This is a genomic window from Pseudomonas sp. 300 (assembly GCF_055803035.1).
Genome location: NZ_JAVLRV010000002.1, coordinates 393,796 through 416,127, shown reverse-complemented (window position 1 = coordinate 416,127; position 22,332 = coordinate 393,796). Strand labels below are relative to the sequence as shown.

The 22,332-nt window shown below is 60.2% G+C and carries 23 protein-coding genes and 2 pseudogenes; 16 read left to right on the top strand and 9 right to left on the bottom strand.

Translation table 11 applies throughout. The features are described 5' to 3' along the window. Positions 1 to 17: 17 nt before the first annotated feature. The 3 genes from Q7W83_RS08030 to Q7W83_RS08020 form a co-directional block, all read right to left on the bottom strand. Positions 18 to 287 (bottom strand): hypothetical protein, encoded by a 270-nt coding sequence (locus Q7W83_RS08030; RefSeq protein ID WP_318181804.1) that lies wholly within the window; start codon positions 285 to 287, stop codon positions 18 to 20. Positions 288 to 491: 204 nt separating this feature from the next. After that, on the bottom strand, positions 492 to 1,322 hold the full coding sequence (locus Q7W83_RS08025; RefSeq protein WP_150631532.1) for a type 1 glutamine amidotransferase domain-containing protein: 831 nt from the start codon (positions 1,320 to 1,322) through the stop codon (positions 492 to 494). Between the two features lie 112 nt (positions 1,323 to 1,434). After that, entirely contained in the window at positions 1,435 to 1,863 is a 429-nt protein-coding gene (locus Q7W83_RS08020; protein WP_150631531.1) for a hypothetical protein, read from the bottom strand. Between the two features lie 193 nt (positions 1,864 to 2,056). Between Q7W83_RS08020 and Q7W83_RS08015 the strand changes: the two genes are divergently transcribed. Then, on the top strand, positions 2,057 to 4,183 hold the full coding sequence (locus tag Q7W83_RS08015) for a TonB-dependent receptor family protein (protein ID WP_458377565.1): 2,127 nt from the start codon (positions 2,057 to 2,059) through the stop codon (positions 4,181 to 4,183). A 78-nt stretch (positions 4,184 to 4,261) separates the two neighbouring features. Here the strand turns inward: Q7W83_RS08015 and Q7W83_RS08010 are convergent, their stop codons facing one another. Both Q7W83_RS08010 and Q7W83_RS08005 read right to left on the bottom strand, forming a co-directional pair. Continuing rightward, positions 4,262 to 4,741, bottom strand: a complete 480-nt coding sequence (locus Q7W83_RS08010) for a VOC family protein (protein ID WP_458377566.1) — start codon at positions 4,739 to 4,741, stop codon at positions 4,262 to 4,264. A gap of 380 nt (positions 4,742 to 5,121) precedes the next feature. Beyond that, positions 5,122 to 5,514, bottom strand: a complete 393-nt coding sequence (locus Q7W83_RS08005; protein WP_150631528.1) for a GFA family protein — start codon at positions 5,512 to 5,514, stop codon at positions 5,122 to 5,124. Between the two features lie 132 nt (positions 5,515 to 5,646). Here Q7W83_RS08005 and Q7W83_RS08000 point away from each other — a divergent pair, with 132 nt between their 5' ends. The 3 genes from Q7W83_RS08000 (at position 5,647) to Q7W83_RS07990 (ending at position 7,232) form a co-directional block, all read left to right on the top strand. Continuing rightward, positions 5,647 to 6,051 carry an antitoxin Xre-like helix-turn-helix domain-containing protein gene (locus Q7W83_RS08000; RefSeq protein ID WP_150631527.1) on the top strand — a complete coding sequence of 135 codons (405 nt, stop codon included), beginning with the start codon at positions 5,647 to 5,649 and terminating at the stop codon, positions 6,049 to 6,051. Continuing rightward, positions 6,045 to 6,737, top strand: coding sequence for an RES family NAD+ phosphorylase (locus tag Q7W83_RS07995; protein WP_150631526.1), 693 nt, complete (start codon positions 6,045 to 6,047; stop codon positions 6,735 to 6,737). Before Q7W83_RS08000 ends, Q7W83_RS07995 begins: the two co-directional genes overlap by 7 nt. Before the next feature lie 171 nt (positions 6,738 to 6,908). Further along, positions 6,909 to 7,232: a hypothetical protein gene (locus tag Q7W83_RS07990; RefSeq protein ID WP_150631525.1), complete on the top strand. Its 324-nt coding sequence runs from the start codon at positions 6,909 to 6,911 to the stop codon at positions 7,230 to 7,232. Between the two features lie 134 nt (positions 7,233 to 7,366). Here Q7W83_RS07990 and Q7W83_RS07985 read toward each other — a convergent pair whose 3' ends face one another. Beyond that, entirely contained in the window at positions 7,367 to 9,043 is a 1,677-nt protein-coding gene (locus Q7W83_RS07985) for an MFS transporter (protein ID WP_150639339.1), read from the bottom strand. Positions 9,044 to 9,232: 189 nt separating this feature from the next. Between Q7W83_RS07985 and Q7W83_RS07980 the strand changes: the two are divergent. Further along, positions 9,233 to 9,304 (top strand): annotated as a pseudogene (locus tag Q7W83_RS07980) (phage infection protein); the annotation flags it as partial. Between the two features lie 150 nt (positions 9,305 to 9,454). Beyond that, on the top strand, positions 9,455 to 10,018 hold the full coding sequence (locus Q7W83_RS07975) for a chorismate mutase (RefSeq protein ID WP_150631523.1): 564 nt from the start codon (positions 9,455 to 9,457) through the stop codon (positions 10,016 to 10,018). Positions 10,019 to 10,022: 4 nt separating this feature from the next. Here the strand turns inward: Q7W83_RS07975 and Q7W83_RS07970 are convergent, their stop codons facing one another. Then, entirely contained in the window at positions 10,023 to 10,412 is a 390-nt protein-coding gene (locus Q7W83_RS07970; RefSeq protein ID WP_473655882.1) for a c-type cytochrome, read from the bottom strand. Positions 10,413 to 10,624: 212 nt separating this feature from the next. On the opposite strand from Q7W83_RS07970, the gene Q7W83_RS07965 reads away from it, so the two are divergent. The 7 genes and pseudogenes from Q7W83_RS07965 (at position 10,625) to Q7W83_RS07935 (ending at position 19,086) form a co-directional block, all read left to right on the top strand. Beyond that, positions 10,625 to 11,998 (top strand): glutamine synthetase family protein, encoded by a 1,374-nt coding sequence (locus tag Q7W83_RS07965; protein WP_150639338.1) that lies wholly within the window; start codon positions 10,625 to 10,627, stop codon positions 11,996 to 11,998. Positions 11,999 to 12,005: 7 nt separating this feature from the next. Next, positions 12,006 to 13,397, top strand: a complete 1,392-nt coding sequence (locus Q7W83_RS07960) for an aldehyde dehydrogenase family protein (RefSeq protein WP_150639337.1) — start codon at positions 12,006 to 12,008, stop codon at positions 13,395 to 13,397. A 3-nt stretch (positions 13,398 to 13,400) separates the two neighbouring features. Then, positions 13,401 to 14,561 (top strand): iron-containing alcohol dehydrogenase, encoded by a 1,161-nt coding sequence (locus tag Q7W83_RS07955; protein WP_150631520.1) that lies wholly within the window; start codon positions 13,401 to 13,403, stop codon positions 14,559 to 14,561. A gap of 92 nt (positions 14,562 to 14,653) precedes the next feature. After that, a complete protein-coding gene (locus tag Q7W83_RS07950) occupies positions 14,654 to 16,210 on the top strand; it encodes an amino acid permease (protein ID WP_150639335.1) in 1,557 nt (518 codons plus the stop codon). 219 nt (positions 16,211 to 16,429) lie between these two features. Next, complete coding sequence (locus tag Q7W83_RS07945) at positions 16,430 to 16,849, top strand: organic hydroperoxide resistance protein (protein WP_150653200.1); 420 nt, start codon at positions 16,430 to 16,432, stop codon at positions 16,847 to 16,849. Between the two features lie 180 nt (positions 16,850 to 17,029). Next, positions 17,030 to 17,236, top strand: a pseudogene (locus Q7W83_RS07940) (uracil-DNA glycosylase family protein); the annotation flags it as partial. Positions 17,237 to 17,370: 134 nt separating this feature from the next. Next, on the top strand, positions 17,371 to 19,086 hold the full coding sequence (locus tag Q7W83_RS07935) for an amidase (protein ID WP_473655881.1): 1,716 nt from the start codon (positions 17,371 to 17,373) through the stop codon (positions 19,084 to 19,086). A 54-nt stretch (positions 19,087 to 19,140) separates the two neighbouring features. Here Q7W83_RS07935 and Q7W83_RS07930 read toward each other — a convergent pair whose 3' ends face one another. Next, positions 19,141 to 19,410, bottom strand: a complete 270-nt coding sequence (locus Q7W83_RS07930; RefSeq protein WP_473655880.1) for a hypothetical protein — start codon at positions 19,408 to 19,410, stop codon at positions 19,141 to 19,143. Between the two features lie 193 nt (positions 19,411 to 19,603). Here Q7W83_RS07930 and Q7W83_RS07925 point away from each other — a divergent pair, with 193 nt between their 5' ends. Beyond that, entirely contained in the window at positions 19,604 to 19,843 is a 240-nt protein-coding gene (locus Q7W83_RS07925) for a hypothetical protein (protein ID WP_150653198.1), read from the top strand. A gap of 30 nt (positions 19,844 to 19,873) precedes the next feature. Here Q7W83_RS07925 and Q7W83_RS07920 read toward each other — a convergent pair whose 3' ends face one another. Continuing rightward, positions 19,874 to 20,773 carry a LysR family transcriptional regulator gene (locus Q7W83_RS07920; RefSeq protein WP_150631514.1) on the bottom strand — a complete coding sequence of 300 codons (900 nt, stop codon included), beginning with the start codon at positions 20,771 to 20,773 and terminating at the stop codon, positions 19,874 to 19,876. Between the two features lie 150 nt (positions 20,774 to 20,923). On the opposite strand from Q7W83_RS07920, the gene Q7W83_RS07915 reads away from it, so the two are divergent. Continuing rightward, the gene (locus Q7W83_RS07915; RefSeq protein ID WP_008026716.1) at positions 20,924 to 21,622 is read left to right on the top strand and encodes a CoA transferase subunit A; all 699 of its coding nucleotides are present in this window, start codon (positions 20,924 to 20,926) and stop codon (positions 21,620 to 21,622) included. Between the two features lie 36 nt (positions 21,623 to 21,658). Then, on the top strand, positions 21,659 to 22,324 hold the full coding sequence (locus Q7W83_RS07910) for a CoA transferase subunit B (protein ID WP_008026717.1): 666 nt from the start codon (positions 21,659 to 21,661) through the stop codon (positions 22,322 to 22,324). The last annotated feature ends 8 nt before the right edge of the window (positions 22,325 to 22,332 follow it).

Here is a 22,332-nt window from a genome sequence, read left to right as displayed (position 1 = left end):
ATGCTTCTTTGCTTACTCTATTCGGTGAGAAACCAGTGCCCCGTGGTCGAATGCTCTGCTGACTCATTGAGCAAACTCAACACTTCCAGGGGATCGCCGGCGATGTCACCGTAGATGCGGTTGAGCATTGGGCCAGGCGATGCGTTCACTTGAAAGCACGGAAAGTCTGCGTTGAAAAAAACACGTGCGCCATAAGGGTTTCCGCTTACCCCTGCCAGGTTCTCAACGCGCGAACGTAAATACTCGCTTTCTGCGGCCTCAATCTTATGAGCCAGTTCAACATCCATGTTCGTCGTCCTTTTTGAAGACTTCCAAGTGAGGCAAAGCCTCACCGGGTCGAATCCGGTCGCTTAAGACTTTGGTATCTGGTTAGTCAGGTGCAATGCAAATAATCAAGCTTGCAGCATGTCGGGATAGACGGTGGTGCTGGAGCCAAAGCAGATCGACCCCCAGCACCTACGGCCCGGCTCGCCCGGAAGGGCCGCTCAGGATTACTTCAGTTTCGCCAGCATGGCCACGGCGACTGCCTTGGCCGACTGTGGGTTCTGCCCGGAAATGACTTCGCGGTCTTCGATCACATTCTCGCTCCATGGCTTGGCTTCGGAGAAGTTAGCACCGGCGGCCGTCAGGCCATCCTGCGGGAACAGTTTCATATGGCCGCCGCCGAGGAAACCTTTGGCCTGCTCCTCTTCCGCGTCGGTGAAGGCGGTGACTTTGTAGCCCTTGTAAATCCAATTGGCTGGCGCTGCCGGCTGTTTGCCCGATTCCAGCGCGGAGACAAAACCGTGCGCGTCCGGGATCGCCGACAACATGGCTATGGTGCCATGGCAAGTGAAGCCGGTGATCTTGCCTTTTTCATGGAAGTTGGTCAGCAGTTGGCCCAGTTGCTTGTCCTTCAGCAGATCTTGCATCGGGATATGGCCGCCAGGCACGAATACGGCATCGAACTTGTCGTAGCCGATTTTCTGAACCTGCGCGAAGCTGATTGCCGGCGAGTCGCTCTTCGAGGTCAGCTTCAGCGTGGCCAGCAGCGCGAGACTTTCCTGACGGGCCTTTTCATCGCCGCCCCAAAAGCTCACATCATTGGATTTCTGGTCCGCGGTTGGCGCCTTGCCGCTAGGGGTGGCAAATACGACGGTTTGACCCGCCGCGACGAAGGTCTGCACCGGTTGCATTAATTCGTTCAGGAAGAAACCTGTCTGCATAACCTTGCCGTCTTTCAGGTCCAGTTGAGCCTGATCCGACAGTACGACCAATACCGTGCCGGCGTTGGCATAGTTAGCGGCAGCGGCTAACAGGGCGGCAATAATGGTTTTTTTCATGCGATTCTCCAGTAGGGATGGTTTGACGGAGCCATCTTATTACTAGAGAAGACAGCGATAGAGCCCCTGAATTGAATTTCACTTATTACATTGAGTAATCAATAGTTGGGGCTTACCGAGCGCGTATCGACGCTCGTGAGAGGGCCGTTTTTTCTATCAGCGCCGCGATGTCCTTCGCACCAAAACAGCGAAATTTAACGCTGCCGGCGTCGGTGTCCAGACGGACGATCTTCGTGACAAACCCACCTTCAACGCTGACTTTCCGGACCAACTCCAGTGGCAGTTCAATATCCAGGGTCCCCTCCTGAACGACGCGATTCAGAGCATTGGCGCTCAAGCGAACCACGGCGTGGGTCACTTCCACCTTCCCGCCAACCCAAAGTCCTCCGTATGCGTGCCTGAAGGCCTCAAGCACATCGGCCACCGCGTCCACATCACCATTCTCGGCTTCGGCGTATAGATCGCTCACGGTGTCGTAATTCACACTGGCGTCGGTGACCAGAAAATTGGCCAGCTTGGACTTCAAAATCTCTTCGACCATCTCGGTGTCTCCCTGATATGAGTAGCAGTCCTGTTAATCAGACACCTGCTGTGCACTGGCGCTGAGTGCATGAGGCAATAATGTTACGCGCCGAATGGAGAATCCCACAAAAGCAAAATTGCCATGTGTTTCGCTCGTTAGTTCATACGTCGCAGTTCTCACTGCCCGTTCTTGTCTGTCTGGAGTTTTCTCGATGCCCTCGCCCAAATCCCTGCCCGCTGCGTTGTTGGGGCTGGCATTTGCCTGTCCGGCCATGGCCGAGGCCGAAGGCCTGGAGCTGGGACAAGTGCTGATCCAGGCTGAGGAGCGCAGCGGCGAAAACCCATCGGTCGAGGACGCCAAGTCCCGGCTTGCCCAGGTGCCCGGCGGCACCAATGTGGTCGACCTGCGCCGTCCCCTGCAGGGCCGCGTGGCCAGCAACCAGGATGTGCTGGCTTATCAACCGGGGGTCTATGCCCAGTCTGCGGGCAATGAAGGGGTGAAAATTTCGATCCGTGGCTCGGGAATCAACCGTGCACCGGGCGCCCACGCCTCGGGGCTGTACGCTATGCTCGACGGTCTGCCGCTGAGCGGTCCGGGCGGCACACCCTACGAACTGCTGGAACCGCTGTGGCTCGACCATGTGGAAGTGCTGCGCGGCGCCAACGGTTTCGACAGGGGCGCACTGGCCTTGGGCGGCGCCATCAATTACATCAGCCACACCGGCTACGACGCACCGCTGTTGCAGGTGCGCTACGCCATGGGCAGCCACGGCTATCAGCAGCGCCAGGTCAGCTCCGGGCAAGTGCTGGGCGACTTCGATTATTACGTGTCCACGACCGATGCCCGCGCAGACGGCTACCAGGACCACACGGCCAGCGAAAGCCAGGGCGTGATCGCCAACTTCGGCTATCGCTTCAACCCGAACCTGGAAACACGCTTCTACCTGCGCTATCGCCAGACCGACAACGACCTCGCCGGGCGGGTGACCAAGCACGCCATCGAGCACGACCCACGGGCGGCCAACCCCGCCTACGTGACGCGGGACGACCGCCGGGAGCAGCCGGGAAGTACCTTTTTCGGCAACAAGACCACCTACTACATCGATGACGATTCGAGTATCCAGACGGGCCTTGTCTACCACGACTATCCGATGGACTTGCGCGAAGGCCCCAACCGCTTGAAGGTGGCGTACACGGATGTCAGCGGCACCTTCGACTACAAGCGTCGCGAAACCCTCTGGGGTCTGGAAAGCCACAGCACGCTGGGCCTGCGCGTGACCAAGCACTTGCCCAATGCCGGCGCCAGCGAATCGGTGCGCATCCCCACCGGCAACACCGCCGGCTATGCGCCGGGTACGCCCATTCGCAACTTCACCTACCAGGGTTCCGACACCGTTTTGCATGTGGGCAATGATCTGGAGATCGCCGACGACCTGTGGCTGACCACCGGCCTCGCGGCCATCTACACCCGCCGCGAAAGCGCCGTGACCTTCCCGCAAGGTGGCGGCAAAACCAGCCTCAACGACTGGGACTACGCACCACGCGTGGGCCTGCGCTACCAGCTGACGCCGGACTTGCAGCTGTTCGGCAATCTCAGCCGTTCGGTCGAAGCGCCGCACCCCTGGTCGCTGATCTACAGCTCCAACATTCGCTTCCCGGCAGGCAACGGTGCCGCAGAAGGCGCCCAGCGCGATCCGGTCGAGCTGCAAAACCAGACCGCGACCACCCTCGAAATCGGTGGCCGCGGCGACAGCGCGATGGGGCAATGGAGCCTGGCCTGGTACTACGCGCAGGTGCAGCACGAATTGCTCTCGGTGTTGCCGGATGCCAATGCCGTCACGCCTTACGAACTCAACGCCAGCCCGACCGTGCATCAGGGTGTGGAGGCCAGCTTGCAGAGCACTCTGTGGTCACCCGATGATGGCGGTCAACTGAGCTTGCGCCAGAGCTACACCTTCAGCGACTTCCACTACCGCGACGACGATCGCTTCGGCGACAACCGCCTGCCAGGCCTGCCGATGCACTACTACCAGGGCGAACTGCGCTACGACTGGCCCCAAGGTTTCTTCGCCGCGCTCAATACGCAGTGGGTGTCCAAAGTTGCGGTGGATTACGCCAACAGCTACTACGCCGATCCTTATGCAATTTTCGGCGCGACCGTGGGCTACAACGCGCCCAAGGACGACTGGCAAACCTGGCTGGACCTGCGCAACCTGACCGGCAAGCGTTACGCCGCCACCGTGACACCGGGCTACGACGACAAAGGTCTGGACGCGGCACGGTCCACGCCGGGTGAGGGTCTGGCGGCGTATGTCGGGGTGTCGTGGAGTTGGCGCTAGCCCTCAGGGTTGCTCAGTATTTCCACTACCGGCCTCGAGTCACTCGTTTATGAGGCCTCCAATCCCATGCCAAACTGATTAACCCCTGAGCGCCGCTTCAATCGCCGCCACATCAATCTTGCCCATCTGCATCATTGCGTCGAATGCGCGCTTGGCCACCGCGCGATCCGGATGGGTGATCGCTGTCGTCAGCACCCGCGGGGTGATCTGCCACGACACGCCCCACTTGTCCTGGCACCAGCCGCAGACGTTCTCCCGGCCGCCGTTTCCGACAATCGCGTTCCACAACCGGTCCGTTTCGGCCTGGTCGTCGGTCGCTACCTGGAACGAGAACGCCTCGTTGTGCTTGATCCCCGGCCCGCCATTCAGACCGAGACACGGGAGGCCCATCACCGTGAACTCGACCGTCAGGACGTCGCCCTGCTTGCCCGCCGGATAGTCGCCGGGGGCGTGGTGGACAGCGTTCACCGCGCTGTCCGGGAATGTTTCGGCGTAGAACGTCGCGGCATCCAGTGCGGTACCGTCATACCAAAGGCATATCGTGTTTTTGCTGACCATTTCGGTTCTCCAGAAGTGGGGCTGACCTTTCATTCTCGCTGCGCAGTCAGCCGGGACGAATGTGGCAGTTTTTTCTGCTCGACATCTTCGAACGTGCCTGTGCGCACATCACCGCTGCGCACGTAGCGGGTGATCAGGCGCATTTCCTAACGTTAGTCGAACGAGACGCCGGAAAATCGACAGGGCGATGTCCGGATGACGGGCGCTGCGTGAGCCGTTTCACCAGGCCGCCTCGCAGACTTTTGCCACGCCTGAACCGGTCACCCTGAGCATCGGCGCCAACCTGTTCGACGAGCCGCAGCGTGCACGTTAATGCGCAATGGGTTGGCTTTGCTGAACCAGGTAAATGCCAAGGACCGGACGGGCGCGGTCGGTTGTCCTTAGTCTTCTAAACGTCCCGCGCCCTCACGGTCGCGTTCGTATCGTCTACTGAGCGCAAATGCTGGCAGCCAGGACTCGCGACGGACAATCCAGCTTTCGTAGGTGGGCGTCAGTTGGTCCGGGGTATCCAGCGAGCCAAGGTTCACTTCGACTTCGTCGTCGGTGCGGGCGAAAACCGACGAGCCGCAGCGCGGACAGAAGAACCGCCCGGCGTAGTCGCGTGTTTCGCCGGTGATCGTCACCGCGCTCTCGGGGAATATCGCGCAGGCGTTAAACAGCGCGCCATGATGTTTGCGACAGTCGAGACAATGACAGAGGCCGACCCGGTATGGCCGCCCTGATGCCTCGATTCGCACGTTGCCGCACAGGCAACCGCCGGTGAAAGGGTCCATGGTGCGCCTCCTCTGAAATCGTGCGATGGGAAGGCTTATCACGATAGCAGCCACCACCGGTCGCGACGAACTTGCTCCACAGACGCTTTTTATTTAATTTCTTATCTACAGATTCAAATTGAGGTATTGAACATGGCCGTTGCTCTCCAGCAACAAGCCTTTACCAAAAGCCAGTGCGTAACCGGACTGCGCGCTGCTGTCGGCATCCTCGATAAATGGCGTGCCTCCAGCGATCAGGCCTGCCGAATCCTGCGCATTTCCCGCAGCACCTATACCCGAGCCCGCCAACGCGATCCCGACTGGGCCGTGACGCTGGATGCGGATCAGATGCAGCGCATCAGTTTTGTGCTCAACATCCACGCGGCGCTGCGCCTGGTGTTCGATAACCCGGAAAACGTCTACGGCTTCCCGTCGATGGCCAACGACAACGATTTCTTCAACGGCCGCTCCCCGCTCGAGATCATGGCTCAGGGCGATATGATTTCCTTGTATGAGACCTTCCGGCGCATCGACGTGCTGCGAGGCGCGCAATGGTGAAGCTGAGCGAGCTGGCAGCACTTGCCGGCGAGCCATTGCAGGCCTATCGACTGGTCAACTCCAAGTTCCCACCGGTCGCGTTGTTTGATGACGTGGCGGACGCGGACGAGTTTGAAGTGCTGTATCAGATCCAGGAACTCACCAACCCGAGGCTGAAAAATGAAGTGGGTCGCCTTGAGCTGATTCGCCGCAGTGAAATCCCGTTCGGCATTCCCGGCTGCTCTTATGCGACGGCGCCGTTCACCCACGTCAACCCGGCAGGTTCGCGGTTCAGCGATGGCAGCTTCGGGGTGTTGTATCTGGCAGACACCCTGGAAACGGCGCTGGCTGAAGTGAAGCATCATCAGAGCCTGTATTGGTCGAACGTCCCGAGCCTCAACTACGAGCGGTTTGTTTTCCGCGGGTTGTCCTGCTCTTTTGTAGAGGCCGGGATGAAAGATGCGACGTCCATTTCGATGACGGATCCTGTTTATGATCCCGACGATTACACCGACTCCCGTCGTTTGGGGAAATGGGTCAAAGAGGCTGGCTGTCCCGGGCTTCGTTATAACTCGGTGCGGATGCACGGCCGTTATTGCTGGGCATTGATGACGCCGAAACCGGTTTTATCGGTGATTCAGGCGGCGCATTACGAGATGGTCTGGAATGGGCAGCTGACGAGCGTCAGTCAGATTCGTGAGGCTTGATTGCGTTGTACCGAAGGTGCGTCCCAAAGGTTCAAACTCTGCTTGTGCGCGCTCTCCCATCCATCCATTGCTGACGTCGATAGTCACCATCAATTCAATGAAGTTCTCTTAAAAACTCCGGGGCGTAACATCGCCTCCATACCCAACAACGACACCCCGGAGCACACCCTCATGAAACGCCAACTCTTGCTCAGCATCGCTTTCTCGGTTTTTGCAGTTAACGCTTTTGCCGCTTCTTCTGCTCACCCGGTTGTCGCTGAAGGCGGCTCGGATCGTCTGATTGAAAGTCGTGTGGCTGAGGGTGGCTCGGATCGTCTGATCGAGAACCGCGTTGCCGAAGGTGGTTCCGACCGTCTGATCGAAAACCGCGTTGCCGAAGGTGGCTCCGACCGTCTGATCGAAAACCGCGTTGCCGAAGGTGGTTCCGACCGTCTGATCGAAAACCGCGTTGCCGAAGGTGGTTCCGACCGTCTGATCGAAAGCCGCGCGGTATGAATGAATAGCTTTATCGCGGTACTCAACGAGAAGCCCGGCCTGATCAGCCGGGCTTTTTTCTGCGTCACGTAAATGAGTCAGTCGAGCTATTTAAAGGTTGCCCTCTACCCCGCCAAAGAGGGCAACCACCTGGCTTATGTGTGATGAATTTCCCGATCCTTGGTTTCCGGCAGGAAGAACGTACCGAGTATGGCCGTCATTACCGCGATGACGATCGGATACCACAGCCCGTAGTAGATATCCCCCGTGGCCGCGACCATGGCAAATGCCACGGTCGGCAGGAAGCCGCCGAACCAGCCGTTGCCGATGTGGTACGGCAGCGACATCGAGGTGTAGCGGATACGCGCCGGGAACAGTTCCACCAGCCAGGCGGCGATGGGGCCGTAGACCATGGTCACGTAGATCACCAGGATGGTCAGAAGCAGCAGCACCATCGGGTAATTGGTCTTGGCCGGGTCAGCCTTCTCAGGGTAGCCGGCGTCCTTGAGCGCGGTGCCAAGGGTGGCGGTGAAGGCGTCGTTGCGGGTCTTGAAGTCGGCGGCCGGCATGCCGGTGCCCTCGAAGCTCGAGATCACCTTGTCGCCGATGCGCACTTGCGCGACGGTACCCGGTTCGGCTTTCTCGTTCTTGTAGGGGATTGCCCGTTTCGCCAGCACCGTCTTGGCGAGGTCGCAGGAACTGGTGAATTTGGCTTTGCCCACCGGGTCGAACTGGAACGAGCACTGGTCAGGATCAGCCACCACCGTGACCGGATTTTTCGCCTGGGCCGTGAACACGTCGGGGTTACCGTACTGGGTCAATGCATGGAAGATCGGGAAGTAGGTCACCGCCGCCAGAATACAACCGGCCATGATGATGCCCTTGCGGCCGATGCGGTCGGACAGGCTGCCGAATATCACGAAAAACGGCGTGCCGATCAGCAGCGAGCCGGCGATCAGCAGGTTGGCAGTCTGCGGATCGATCTTGAGCATTTGCAGGAGGAAGAACAGCGCGTAGAACTGCCCGGTGTACCAGACAACAGCTTGGCCGGCAGTACCCCCCAGCAGCGCCATGATCACGATTTTCAGGTTGTCCCAACGGGCGAAGGATTCGGTCAGCGGAGCTTTGGACGCCTTGCCTTCGGCCTTCATTTTCAGGAACACCGGCGACTCGCTGAGTTGCAGGCGGATGTATACCGAGACGATCAGCAACAGGATCGACAGCAGAAACGGAATCCGCCAGCCCCAGGCCTCGAAGGCTTCAGTACCAAGAATCGTGCGGCAGGCAAGGATCACCAGCAGCGACATGAACAGACCGAGGGTCGCGGTGGTTTGAATCCACGAGGTGAAATAACCACGCCGGCCCTTCGGCGCGTGCTCCGCGACGTAGGTCGCTGCCCCGCCGTACTCACCGCCCAGCGCCAGGCCTTGCAATAGGCGCAGTGTGATCAGAATGATCGGCGCCGCCACACCGATGGTCGCGTAGCCGGGCAGAAAACCGACGATGGCGGTGGAGATACCCATGATGACAATGGTGATCAGGAAGGTGTGCTTGCGCCCGATCATGTCGCCCAGTCGGCCGAACACAATCGCGCCGAAAGGCCGCACGGCAAACCCCGCCGCGAACGCGAGCAGCGCGAAGATGAAGGCGGTTGTCTCGTTGACGCCGGCAAAAAAATGCTTGGCGATGATCGCGGCGAGGGAGCCATAAAGGTAGAAGTCGTACCATTCGAACACGGTGCCCAAGGACGAAGCGAAGATGACCTTGCGCTCCTCCCTGGTGATTCCGTGGTTGGGCGCGTTGCCCGTGGTGGTGTTATCGATTACGGCCATCAGTCTTCTCCGTCTTGCTCTTGTTTTAGGCCGGAGCACCTCACTACCATCGTCGCACCCAGGCCCTGGGGCTGAAGTTATCGGACTACGGATTGGGCAAAGCCTGGCAACAGGCTGACCGCCTCACATCACTGCAAGGATCCCTGAAGCATAATCACCTTCGCGCAGATATCCACTCGCCATGATGTTTCGGATCGTCTGATCGAGAATCGCGTCGCCGAAGGCGGTTCCGACCGCCTGATCGAAAGCCGCGCCGCATGAATGAATAGCCCTACCGCGGCACTCGACAAAAAGCCCGGCCTCACCCGCCGGGCTTTTTCGTGCACAAATAAATCAGCGCCCCTTAATGCCACTGGCACACCTGTGATACATAACACCTGATTGCGAGTCCGTATCCAATGAGGTTTGCCCATGTTTTGCTCCCCACGTCTGCTGCTGACCTGCGCCCTGTCCGGTTTGCTCGCTTGCGGCGCGCAAGCCGGCATGCCCTCCCCGGCGCCGGCCAGTTTGCAACCGCTGCTGATGGCGATGAACGAACGCCTGAGCATGGGTGATCTGGTTGCGCTGACCAAATGGGACAGCGGCAAACCGATCCTCGACAGTGCGCGGGAAGCGCAAGTCATTGCCAACGCCAGGAAGATGGCCGTGGATCGAAAATTGAACCCGGACGAAATCGCCGAGTTGATCGCCGCGCAGGTTGAGGCCAACAAGCTGGTGCAATATGGACTGCTCGCTCAATGGCAAGCGGCGGGCAAGGCGCCTGACACGCCACGGCCAGACCTCGCCAAACAGATCCGGCCACGGCTGGATGAGTTGCAAAATCGCCTGTTGCAGCACTACGCCGATTTCGCGCCCTATCGCAAAGACCCGAACTGCGCTCAGTGGCTGGCCAAAGCGCGGTCCGCGCTGATCAAGGATCAGTTGCATGGTCAGGCACTGATTCGTGCCACCGGGGATTTGTGCATAACGGAGTGATGGGCTACCGAGGCTGAAACGTCTGCAAGTACGCCAACACATCCTCGATCTTCTCCGGATCGCTGAGCCCCCAGAAAATCATCCGGGTGCCGGGCACCACTTTCTTCGGCGCTTCGAGGTAAGCCGTCAGCGTCTCGCGGGTCCAGACAATACCGGCGGATTTCATCGCGTCGGAGTACTGATAGTCCGCCACGCTACCCGAAGTACGGCCGAAAATGCCGTTGAGTTGCGGGCCGAAGCCACCCCGCGCCGATTCCCCGACTTGATGACAGCCACCGCAGATCCGCGTGAACAGTTTCGCCCCGGCGTCAACATCGCCAGCCGCAACGGCGGGCGCGCAGAAGAACACTGCGTTGAACACCACGGCGACTGCAAGGGCTACGGTTTTCATCATGTTCGGTTCCGGATCAGTGGGTGATGACGCGAACGCAGACTAACTGAAAGGACCGGTTTTGATCACCAAAACTTGCGCCATCCAACAGTAGGCTAAGCTTGGATCAGCTCATTGCTCACGATGCTCGATTCTGCAGGGTTTTTGGTTGTTCTGGAGAGCGTCTGCAACAGCTATCTCAGACAGGCCCAACCCTTTCACGCAGGATTGACGTGATGACCGAGCCCCTCCTCAGTTTTGACGCGCTCAAGCGCGCTGCCGCCGCTGGTGAAATCGATACCGTATTGGTCTGCATGGTCGACATGCAGGGACGCCTGGTCGGCAAGCGGTTTCAGGTCGAGTTTTTCATCGACAGTGGCCACGAAGAAACCCACTGCTGCAATTACCTGCTGGCCGACGACATCGACATGGAACCGGTGCCAGGTTACGCCGCGGCCAGTTGGAGCAAAGGCTATGGCGACTTCGTCCTCAAGCCTGACATGTCCACGCTGCGCCGCGTGCCCTGGCTGGAATGCACGGCACTGGTGCTCTGCGATGTGCTCGATCATCACCATCGAAAGGATTTGCCGCACAGCCCGCGGGCGATTCTGAAAAGGCAGGTCGAGCGCCTGCGCGAACGCGGCTACACCGGCATGTTCGCCTCGGAACTCGAGTTCTATCTGTTTGATGAGAGCTACGAGGCGATCCACAAGCGCAATTATCAAAAACCGAAAACCGCCGGCCATTACATCGAGGATTACAACATCCTGCAGACCACCCGCGAGGAGCCGGTGCTGCGGGCGATTCGCAAGCATCTGCAAGCGTCCGGCATTCCCGTGGAAAACTCCAAGGGTGAATGGGGCCCCGGCCAGGAAGAAATCAACATTCGTTATGCCGATGCCATGACCATGGCCGACCATCACGTCATCATCAAACACGCCTGCAAAGAGATCGCGCAGTTGCAAGGCAAGGCGATCACGTTCATGGCCAAGTGGCGCTATGACACCGCCGGTTCCAGCAGCCATATCCATAATTCGCTGTGGGACAAGAACGCCAAAAAGCCACTGTTCTTCGACGCGAAAGCCGAGTTCGGCATGTCGAAACTGATGCGCGCCTGGGTCGCCGGGCAGCTCAAGTACGCCAACGACATCACCTGTTTTCTTGCGCCCTACATCAATTCATACAAGCGCTTCCAGGCCGGCACCTTCGCACCGACGCGGGCAGTGTGGAGCCGGGACAATCGTACCGCCGGCTTTCGTTTGTGCGCCGAAGGCAGTAAATCCATCCGCATCGAATGCCGCATCGGCGGCGCCGACCTCAACCCTTATCTGGCCTTCGCCGCGCTGATCGCGGCGGGCCTGGCCGGTGTCGACGAGAAGCTCGAGCTCGCGGCGCCGTTCGAGGGCGACGCCTACCTCGACGAACAGTTGCCGGAAGTCTCGAAAACCCTGCGCGATGCCTGCACAGCACTCAAAGGGTCGAGCATGTTGCGCGAGGCGTTCGGGGATGAAGTGGTCGAGCACTACGTGCACACCGCCGAGTGGGAGCAGAAAGAGTACGACCGGCGAATCACCGACTGGGAACTGCAGCGCGGCTTCGAGCGCTATTGAGCACACCATGACTGCGAAGATTCAGCTTACTTCTCCGGTCGATGGCCGGGTGTACGTCGAGCGCCAACAAACAGATACGGTCCGGCTCCTTCAGGCGCTTGAGGCGGCTGCAACTGCCCAGGCACAATGGAAGCGCCGACCACTGAGCGAGCGCGCAACTTTTTGCAGTGCCGCCGTGGACGCGATGCTCGCCATGAAAGATGAAATCGTGCCGGAGCTGGCCTGGCAAATGGGTCGACCGGTGCGTTTTGGCGCTGGCGAACTGCGCGGTTTCGAAGAGCGAGCCCGGCACATGATCGCTATTGCGCCTGAAGCGCTTGCAGCCGTTGAGCCCGCACCGGTCGCGGGTTTTCGGCGTTACATCACTCGCGAGCCGCTCGGTACGGTGCTCGTGATCGCCCCGTGGAATTACCCCTATCTGACCGCCGTCAACACGATTATTCCCGCGTTGATGGCGGGCAACAGCGTCATCCTCAAGCATGCATCGCAAACCCTGCTGGTCGGCGAGCGTTTCGCTGAAGCTTTTCGCCGAGCCAATCTGCCTGAAGGGTTGTTCCAGAACCTGCTGCTCAGTCATGCCAGTACCGCAGTAGCCATCGTCACCGGAGACATACAACAGGTGAACTTCACTGGCTCGGTGGACGCTGGCCTGCAAGTCCAACAAGCAGCCAGCACAGATTTCATCGGCATGGGCCTGGAGCTCGGCGGCAAAGACCCGGCCTACGTTCGCGCCGACGCCAACCTCGAACACGCCGTGGAAAACCTGGTGGACGGCAGCTTCTTCAACTCAGGGCAAAGCTGCTGCGCGGTCGAGCGCATCTATGTGGACGAGAAAATCTATCCCGCCTTCGTCGAGCGCTTCGCCGATTTGACTCGCCAGTACGTGTTGGGCAACCCGCTGGACGAAGCCACCACGCTGGGTCCGATGGTCTCGCCGGCCGCCGCTGATTTTGTTCGCGGACAGATTGCCGACGCGCTGGCCGAGGGCGCCAGAGCGTTGATCGATCCGAAAACTTTTCCCGCCGATGCACCGGGCAGCGCTTACCTGGCGCCTCAAGTGCTGGTGGATGTGAACCATCGCATGTCAGTGATGCGCGACGAAAGCTTTGGCCCGGTGGTCGGCATCATGCCCGTGACTGGCGACGACGAAGCCATCGCCTTGATGAACGACAGTGAGTTCGGACTCAGCGCCTCCCTGTGGACCCAAGATCTCGCCGCCGCCGAACGTCTCGGCAACGAGATCGCCACGGGCACCGTATTCATGAACCGCTGCGATTACCTCGACCCGGCGCTGGCCTGGACCGGGGTCAAGCACAGCGGACGCGGCGTCACGCTGTCGCGTCTGGGTTACGAGCACCTGACCCGCGCCAAATCCTTTCATCTGCGCCACGAGGTGTAGGCCATGAAACTGACTGGAAACTGGAACTACCCCACCAGCATTCGCTTCGGTGTCGGGCGTATTGCCGAGCTGGCCGAGGTCTGCCGCAGTCAGGGCATCCAGCGCCCGTTGCTGGTCACCGACAGCGGCCTGGGGCGCGCGCCGATCACCACGGCGGCGATAGATGCCTTGCGCGCCGCGGGCCTTGGCGTCGCGCTGTTCTGTGACCTCAAGCCCAATCCGGTCGAAGCCAACCTGGCCGGTGGGCTCGAAGCCTGGCGCGCCGGCCAGCACGATGGCGTGGTTGCCTTCGGCGGTGGCAGCGGCCTGGACATGGGCAAACTCATCGCGTTCATGAGCGGGCAGACCCGACCCGTTTGGGATTTCGAAGACATCGGCGACTACTGGACCCGCGCCGACGACAGCCGCATCGCCCCGGTCATTGCGGTGCCGACCACGGCGGGAACCGGTTCCGAGGTCGGCCGCGCGGCGGTGATCATCGATGAACGCACGCACACCAAACGCATCATCTTCCACCCGAAAATGATGCCGCGGGTGGTCATCAGCGACCCGGTACTTACCGTCGGTATGCCAGCAAAAGTGACTGCCGGCACCGGCATGGATGCGTTTGCCCATTGCCTGGAGGCGTATTGCGCCCCCGGTTTTCACCCGCTGGCCGACGGCATTGCGGTGGAAGGCATGCGCCTGGTGGCCAATGCCCTGGTGCGCGCCGTGCACACCCCTTCGGACCTTGAGGCGCGGGCGCAAATGCTCGCCGCTGCAGCGATGGGTGCCACTGCATTTCAGAAAGGCCTGGGCGGCATGCACGCACTCTCGCATCCGGTGGGCGCGCTGTACGACACCCATCACGGCATGACCAACGCCACGTTCATGCCGTATGTGTTGCAGTTCAATCGCCCGGCCATCGAGGAACGCATCATTCGTCTCGCGGCTTATCTGCGGCTGCCCTCCCCCGGCTTCGACAGTTTTCTGGCCTTCGTTCTCAAGCTGCGCAAAGACATCGGCGTGCCGCATACGCTGGTTGAGTTGGGCGTGGATGACCAGCAGGCCGACCTGATTGCGGACATGGCGATTGTCGATCCCTCGGCCAGCGGCAATCCCCTGCCATTGACCAGGATTGGGGTGGCGAGCATTTTCGACGCGGCTTATCACGGCCGCGTTTAGATGGGTAAAAGGAGCAGTACGACAAGGTGTTGAAGACCAGCCCATTGCGCAAACGCCAATGGATTGAATCAAAACCTGATGGGGTACACAGCATGAACCCAGCAAGCCAGCCCGGCACCGACGCGCACGACGATGACGTCAAGGTGCTGCACAGCATGGGCTATGCCCAGCAATTGTCGCGACGAATGGGGGTTTTCTCCAACTTCGCGATTTCCTTTTCGATCATCTGCATCCTCTCCGGCGGTATCAATTCACTGGCCCAGGGCACCTCGGGCGCTGGGGGTGCGGCGATCGGCATCGGCTGGCCCATCGGCTGCCTGATCTCCGGGGTGTTCGCCCTGGCCATGGCGCAGATTGCCTCGGCCTACCCCACCGCTGGCGGTCTCTATCACTGGGGTTCGATTCTCGGTAACCGCTTCACCGGCTGGCTGACGGCCTGGTTCAATCTGCTGGGACTGGTCACGGTGCTCGGCGCGATCAATGTCGGCACCTATTACTTCTTTTTCGGTGCCTTCGGACCGGCGCTGGGCATGGAAGACACCACCACGGTGAGGGTGATTTTCCTGGCGATCCTGACCGGCATCCAGGCCTTGTGTAACCATCTGGGCATCGGCCTGACCGCGAAACTCACCGACTTCTCGGGCTACCTGATTTTCGCCACGGCGCTCGCGCTGACGGTTGTCTGCCTGATCTCGGCCCCGAGTTATGAGTTCGCCCGTTTGTGGACCTTCGGCAACTATTCCGGTGAAGCCGGTGGCAGTGTCTGGCCACAGGTGTCGAACAGTTGGGTATTCATGCTCGGCCTGCTGTTGCCGATCTACACCATCACCGGTTATGACGCTTCGGCGCACACCTCCGAAGAAACCCGCAATGCGGCCATGTCGGTGCCGCGCGGCATGGTCATGTCGGTGATCTGGTCGTTGCTGTTCGGTTGGGTGATGCTGAGTTCGTTCGTGCTGATGCTGCCGAGCATGGACGAAGCGGCGAAACAAGGCTGGAACGTATTCTTCTGGGCCATGAATGCCCAGGTGAACCCCACCCTGAAACTGGCTCTATACGTGGCGATTTTCATCTCGCAGTTTCTCTGCGGCCTGGCGACCGTCACCTCCGTGTCGCGCATGATCTTCGCGTTTTCCCGTGACGGCGGCCTGCCCTGCTCGAAAGCGCTGGCCTCGGTCTCGTCGAAATATCGCAGCCCGGTGGCCGCCATCTGGACCGGCGCGACCTTGGCCGTGTTGTTCGACTGGGGCTCGTCGGTCATCTCGATCGGGGCAACGCCGGTCTACACCATCGTGGTCTCGTGCACGGTGATTTTCCTGTTCTTCTCTTTCATCATTCCCATCGTGCTGGGCCTGTTCACTTATGGAACTGCGAAGTGGCCGACCATGGGGCCGTGGAACATGGGGCGCGGGTTGTTCTCCTTATTCGCTGTGCTCTCGGTGCTCTCGATGGTGGTGATCTTCGTCATCGGCATTCAGCCACCGAATGATTGGGCGCTGTACATCACCATCGGCTTCCTGGTGCTGACGGCCATCGTCTGGTTCGGTTTCGAAGCGCGGCGTTTTCAGGGGCCGCCGACGGGCGACTTGATCATCAGGCGCCAGGCGGAAATCGCTGCGACTGAGGCGGCGTTGAACAAACAGGGGTGAAGCCTTTTCCTGTGGGAACAAGCTCGCTCCAGGAGGTTTCTGGTGCTCGATTTGTATCGGCGTGTATTTTTGCGCGGTGATCTTACACCGCGTTACACAAGCGCCGGATCAGGACACATCCGCGCTACATGGAAGTGAAAAAGTGGGCCACATCGGACGCTAAGACACGCTCCGATGACACCGACGTAGAAGAGCCCACCCCTCTCAGCAGGAACCGCCATGATCAATCAAATCGACACCGTGCTTTACACCGGCAAGACCCACACAACCGGGGGCCGTAATGGCGAGTCGCGAAGTGACGACGGCCGTCTGGACATCAAGCTTTCAGCCCCCGGCTCTTCCGGCAGTGGCACCAACCCCGAACAACTGCTGGCTGCTGGCTGGTCGGCCTGCTTCATCGGCGCCATGGGCAAGGCAGCCATCGCGTTGAAAGTGACCTTGCCGACTGACGTGTCGGTCGATACCGAAGTGGACCTGGGCAAGACCGAAAACGCCTTTTTCCTGCAGGCGCGCCTCAACGTCAGCCTTCCCGGCCTGGACCCTGCTGTCGCACGGTCAGTGGTGGATGCCGCGCACCAGACCTGCCCGTACTCGAAAGCGACCCGTGACAACATCGACGTCGTGATCAACCTGGTTTAACCGGAGCGACATCTGCCCAGGATTGTGGGCTCATCCAAAAATCTGTAATAGCCCGGCTTGCCGGCGATGGCGGTTTTACCGATGCCATCGCCAGCAAGCCGGCGCCTACCGATCGTGGGCTGTCCGGGATTGTGGGTTCAGGATTCATGTGAAATCCGTCAACAGTGTTTGTCCAGTCAACCAATACATGTGGCTTTTCTCGGCAAAGCCGCTCATTGCGCGCTATCCGGCCAACGCGACGTTGCCTGGGGGCTTCAGTCGCCGACATTCGCTAACGCCTCGGTCTGGGTTCTGCCCAACCCGAGTGGCCGCAATCGCGCTTTCACCCTGGATCAACTGGTTGGCGCGTATCGACAACTCTATCGGGCCCAACTTGGTGTTAAATAGCAGGCTGTCGCGTAATGCAGTGCAACGAGAACGGATATGAGAACCCCTTTTGAGAAAAGTGATGCCCCTGAGCCAACGCCCCGGTGTGATGGAAACATTCACTCCGTCACCCCTCAGCAGCCGGTGGTAAGCGCATGATCGAAGTCACTGAAGTGTCCATTGCCGAACTGCGCGCGGCGCTCGAATCCGGCCAGACCACCGCGGTCGAACTGGTCCAGGCTTACCTGGCCCGGATCGATGCCTACGACGGATCAGACACCTCCACCGCGCTCAACGCAGTGGTGGTGCACAATCCCGAGGCACTGAATGAAGCGCGGGCGTCCGATGCCCGTCGAGCCAAAGGTGAAACGCTGGGGCCGCTCGATGGCATTCCCTACACCGCGAAAGACAGTTATCTGGTCAAAGGGCTGACCGCCGCCTCTGGCAGTCCCGCGTTCGCCCACCTGATTGCCTATCGCGATGCGTTCACCATCGAACGGCTTCGCGCCACGGGTGCGATCTGCCTGGGCAAAACCAACATGCCGCCGATGGCGAACGGCGGCATGCAGCGCGGGGTCTATGGCCGTGCCGAAAGCCCGTACAACGCTGACTACCTCACCGCCCCTTTCGCCTCGGGTTCGTCGAACGGCGCCGGGACGGCGACCGCCGCCAGTTTCGCGGCCTTCGGCCTCGCGGAAGAAACCTGGTCGAGCGGTCGCGGGCCGGCCTCGAACAACGGCTTGTGCGCGTACACGCCGTCGCGCGGGGTGATTTCGGTGCGCGGCAACTGGCCGCTGACGCCGACCATGGATGTCGTCGTGCCCTTCGCCAGAACCATGGCCGACCTGCTCGAAGTGCTTGACGTGGTGGTGGCGGAAGATCCCGACACCCGTGGCGATCTGTGGCGTCTGCAACCCTGGGTGCCGATCCCGAGCGTCGCCTCGGTGCGCCCTGCCTCCTACGCCGAACTTGCCGCGAACGCCGAAGCACTCGCCGGAAAACGCCTCGGCGTGCCGCGCATGTACATCAACGCCGATCCCGACGCAGGCACGAGCGACGCACCGGGAATCGGTGGGCCGACGGGGCAGCGCATCCACACGCGTCCATCGGTGATCGGCCTCTGGGAAGAAGCCCGCAAGGCACTTGAAGCAGCGGGTGCCGAAGTGATTGAAGTCGACTTCCCGCTGGTCACAAATTGCGAAGGTGATCGTCCGGGTGCGCCGACGGTGTTTACCCGGGGCCTGGTGTCGAAAGAGTTCCTGCATCATGAGTTGTGGGACCTGACGGCCTGGGCATTCAATGATTTCCTGCAGGCCAACGGCGACCCGACATTGAACCGTCTGGTCGATGTCGATGGGCCGCTGATATTCCCCCACGACCCTGGAACCCTGCCCAACCGCGAAGGCGACCTGGTCGCGGGCATGGACGAATACGTGCGGATGGCCGAGCGCGGCATCACGCCGTGGGACCAGATCACCACACTGCCTGATGGCTTGCGCGGACTGGAAAAAACCCGTCGCATCGACCTCGAAGACTGGATGGATCGGCTCGGGCTCGACGCGGTGCTGTTCCCGACAGTGGCCGACGTTGCGCCGGCGAATGCCGATGTCGACCCGGCCGCTGCGGACATCGCCTGGAGCAACGGCATCTGGGTGGCCAACGGCAACCTCGCCATCCGGCATTTGGGGGTGCCTACAGTCACTGTGCCGATGGGCGTGATGCCGGACATCGGCATGCCCGTCGGGCTGACGTTTGCCGGCCGCGCCTACGACGACTCGACGCTGCTTCGCTTCGCGTCGGCGTTTGAGTCGACGGGGAGCAAGCGCATAATCCCGCCTCGAACCCCAGCGTTGTCGGCTGCTAAAAAGTAGCTAAAAAGTAGAACGGACGGGATTGGGGCTTACGCTCCAATCCCGCTCTGCTCATCAAGTCGCAGGCGCCACCGACCCGTGGTAATCCTCCCCGGCGACCGCACGCAAGTAAGCCTCGTCGCCCTGCTTGCGCAACGCCCGCCACTCCTGCCAATCAATGATTCCCTGGCGATCCATCTCATCAGCCTGTCGCAGCAGTTCCTCATGATAAGCATCCGGACACTCCCGGCGCAGCGAGCTGTTTTCGAACGCACGGTGCCAGGCATCCAGGGCGCACAGTTTGCGCGCCTGGGCCGTCGTCAGCAGGTTTCTGAATGAATTCATGGCGGCGTCATCCGAAGTCATTTCTGAATGGGGCCGCGGTAAACAGCGCCGGTTCAGCACGCCCGACCGAAGGCAACGGGCGGCGGCTCAGCGTCAGTAGACCGGACCTGACCATTGAGCGTTTGCGGGCGAAAAATCTCGAACTCGCCGGTACCCGTCGCATCCAATGTGTAGGCCAACAGAGGGACACGACATGAACAATGATGACCGTGATAACGCACTCGACTCGCAGGCACCGTCAAACGCTCCTCCGACTGATTCGTCGGGCAAACCGGTGAATGTGGTCGAACGGGATTTACAGGACAGAGACCGTGAAGCCGAAACGGTCGATGAAACCCTTACTCCGTCCTCTACCCGGACCAAAGAGCAGGACGCCGAAACGCTCAAGCAAAAAACAGACGCGATAGAACGCAAGGTCGCCGACGGCAACTAGCCACGGCACCTCACTCGGACTTCTGCGGTTTCACAGGGCAAGGCGTTGGTCGAAATTTTCTTCCTTGAGAATATCGAACAACGCCTGCGCCGCCGCCGACAACTCCACCCCAGGTTTGGTCAACACCCCGATCGCCCGCTCCACCACCGGGTCGCGCAAGGTCATACACCGCGCGCCCAACTCGCGCATCTGCCCGACACACAGCGCCGGCACCGCGCTCACCCCCAGGCCGCTGGCGACCATTCTCCCGACTGTCGCCAACTGATGGCTTTCAAACTCCACCGGCAACTTCATCCCTCGCGCCTGCAAATGCTCTTCCAGCATCACCCGCACCGTCGACGGTCGCTGCAAGGTAATGAAAGGCTCTTCAAGCAACGTCTGCCAATCAATGTCTTGGCGTTCTGCAAAAGGCGAATCTAACGGCACGACCGCCACAAACCGGTCCCGGTACAACGGCGTGAATTGCAGCGATGAGCTTTGTGTCGGTTCAAACGCTACGCCCAACTCGACCTGCCGATCCCGCACCATTTCCAGCACCTGCTCATTGATCACGTCATTCACCGTGACGTTAACCTTGGGATAGCGCGCGCGAAAAGTTTTCAGGATCGACGGCAACAGGTTGCCGGCAAACGACGGCATCGCCGCGAGCGTCACGCGCCCGCGCTGCAGCGTGAAACGCTGGCGCAGTTCGTCTTCGGTGTTATCCCAGTCCGCGATCAGGCGCCGGGCCAACGGCACAAGGGATTCACCCTCGGCGGTCAACGCCACGTTTCGTGTATTGCGGGTGAACAGGCGTCCGCCAAGGCCTTCTTCCAGGGCCTTGATGGTCAGGCTCAGCGCCGATTGCGACAGGTGCAACCGTTCACAGGCCACGGCAAAGCTCAAACTCTGGGCCACGGCCAGAAAGGCGCGGATCTGCTTGACTGTCATGACCGGTGTCTCCAACGTAGTACGAGCACTTGATTGGTGAGTTTTATCTATCAATCAACCTTAAAAATCAACTTAACAAATCAATCACCCGGCGAGACACTTCATCCCATACGGCTAGCCAGCCGCCCACAAAGAATAAAAGAGGTGCATATGGCAGGTTTCGACAAGCGCGTGAGTTCCTACGAGGAAGCTCTGGCAGGTCTTGAAGACGGCATGACCGTGATCGCCGGCGGCTTCGGCCTGTGCGGCATTCCGGAAAACCTGATCGCCGAGATCAAACGCAAAGGCACCCGCGACCTCACCGTGGTTTCCAACAACTGCGGCGTCGACGGTTTCGGCCTCGGCGTGCTGCTGGAAGACCGGCAGATCAAAAAAGTAGTGGCCTCCTACGTTGGCGAGAACAAACTGTTCGAAGACCAACTGCTGAAAGGCGAAATCGAAGTCGTCCTGACCCCGCAAGGCACCCTCGCTGAAAAAATGCGTGCGGGCGGCGCCGGCATCCCGGCCTTCTTCACCGCCACCGGCGTTGGCACCCCGGTCGCCGAAGGCAAGGAAGTGCGCGAATTTCACGGTCGCAAGTACCTGATGGAAGAATCCATCACCGGTGACTTCGCCATCGTCAAAGGCTGGAAAGCCGACCACTTCGGCAACGTCATCTACCGCCACACCGCCCAGAACTTCAACCCGCTGGCGGCCACCGCCGGCAAGATCACCGTGGTCGAAGTCGAAGAAATCGTCGAACCCGGCGAGCTGGACCCGGCGCAGATCCACACCCCTGGCATCTACGTCGACCGGGTCATTTGCGGCACGTTCGAGAAGCGCATCGAACAGCGCACCGTGCGTAAGTGATCCCCTGCCCCCGGACCGAATGAAGGAATAACAACAATGGCACTTTCTCGCGAACAAATGGCTCAACGCGTCGCCCGCGAAATGCAGGACGGCTTTTACGTAAACCTGGGCATCGGCATTCCGACCCTGGTCGCCAACTACATTCCCGAAGGCATGGAAGTCATGCTGCAGTCGGAAAACGGCCTGCTCGGCATGGGACCTTTTCCTACTGAAGAAACCATCGATGCCGACATGATCAACGCCGGCAAACAAACCGTGACCGCGCGTACCGGCGCGTCGATCTTTTCCTCGGCCGAGTCCTTCGCGATGATTCGCGGTGGTCATGTCGACCTGACCGTCCTTGGCGCCTTTGAAGTCGACGTGCAAGGCAACATCGCCTCGTGGATGATCCCCGGCAAGCTGGTCAAAGGCATGGGCGGCGCCATGGACCTGGTGGCCGGCGCAGACAACATCATCGTCATCATGACCCACGCATCCAAGGACGGTGAGTCCAAACTCCTGTCCCAATGCAGCCTGCCGCTGACCGGCGCCGGTTGCATCAAGCGAGTGTTGACGGACCTGGCTTATCTTGAAATCGAAAACGGCGCGTTCATTCTCAAGGAACGTGCACCCGGCGTCAGTGTTGAAGAAATCGTCGCCAAGACCGCCGGCAAACTGATCGTGCCTGATCACGTGCCGGAAATGCAGTTCGCTGCCCAGTGAGGAATCAT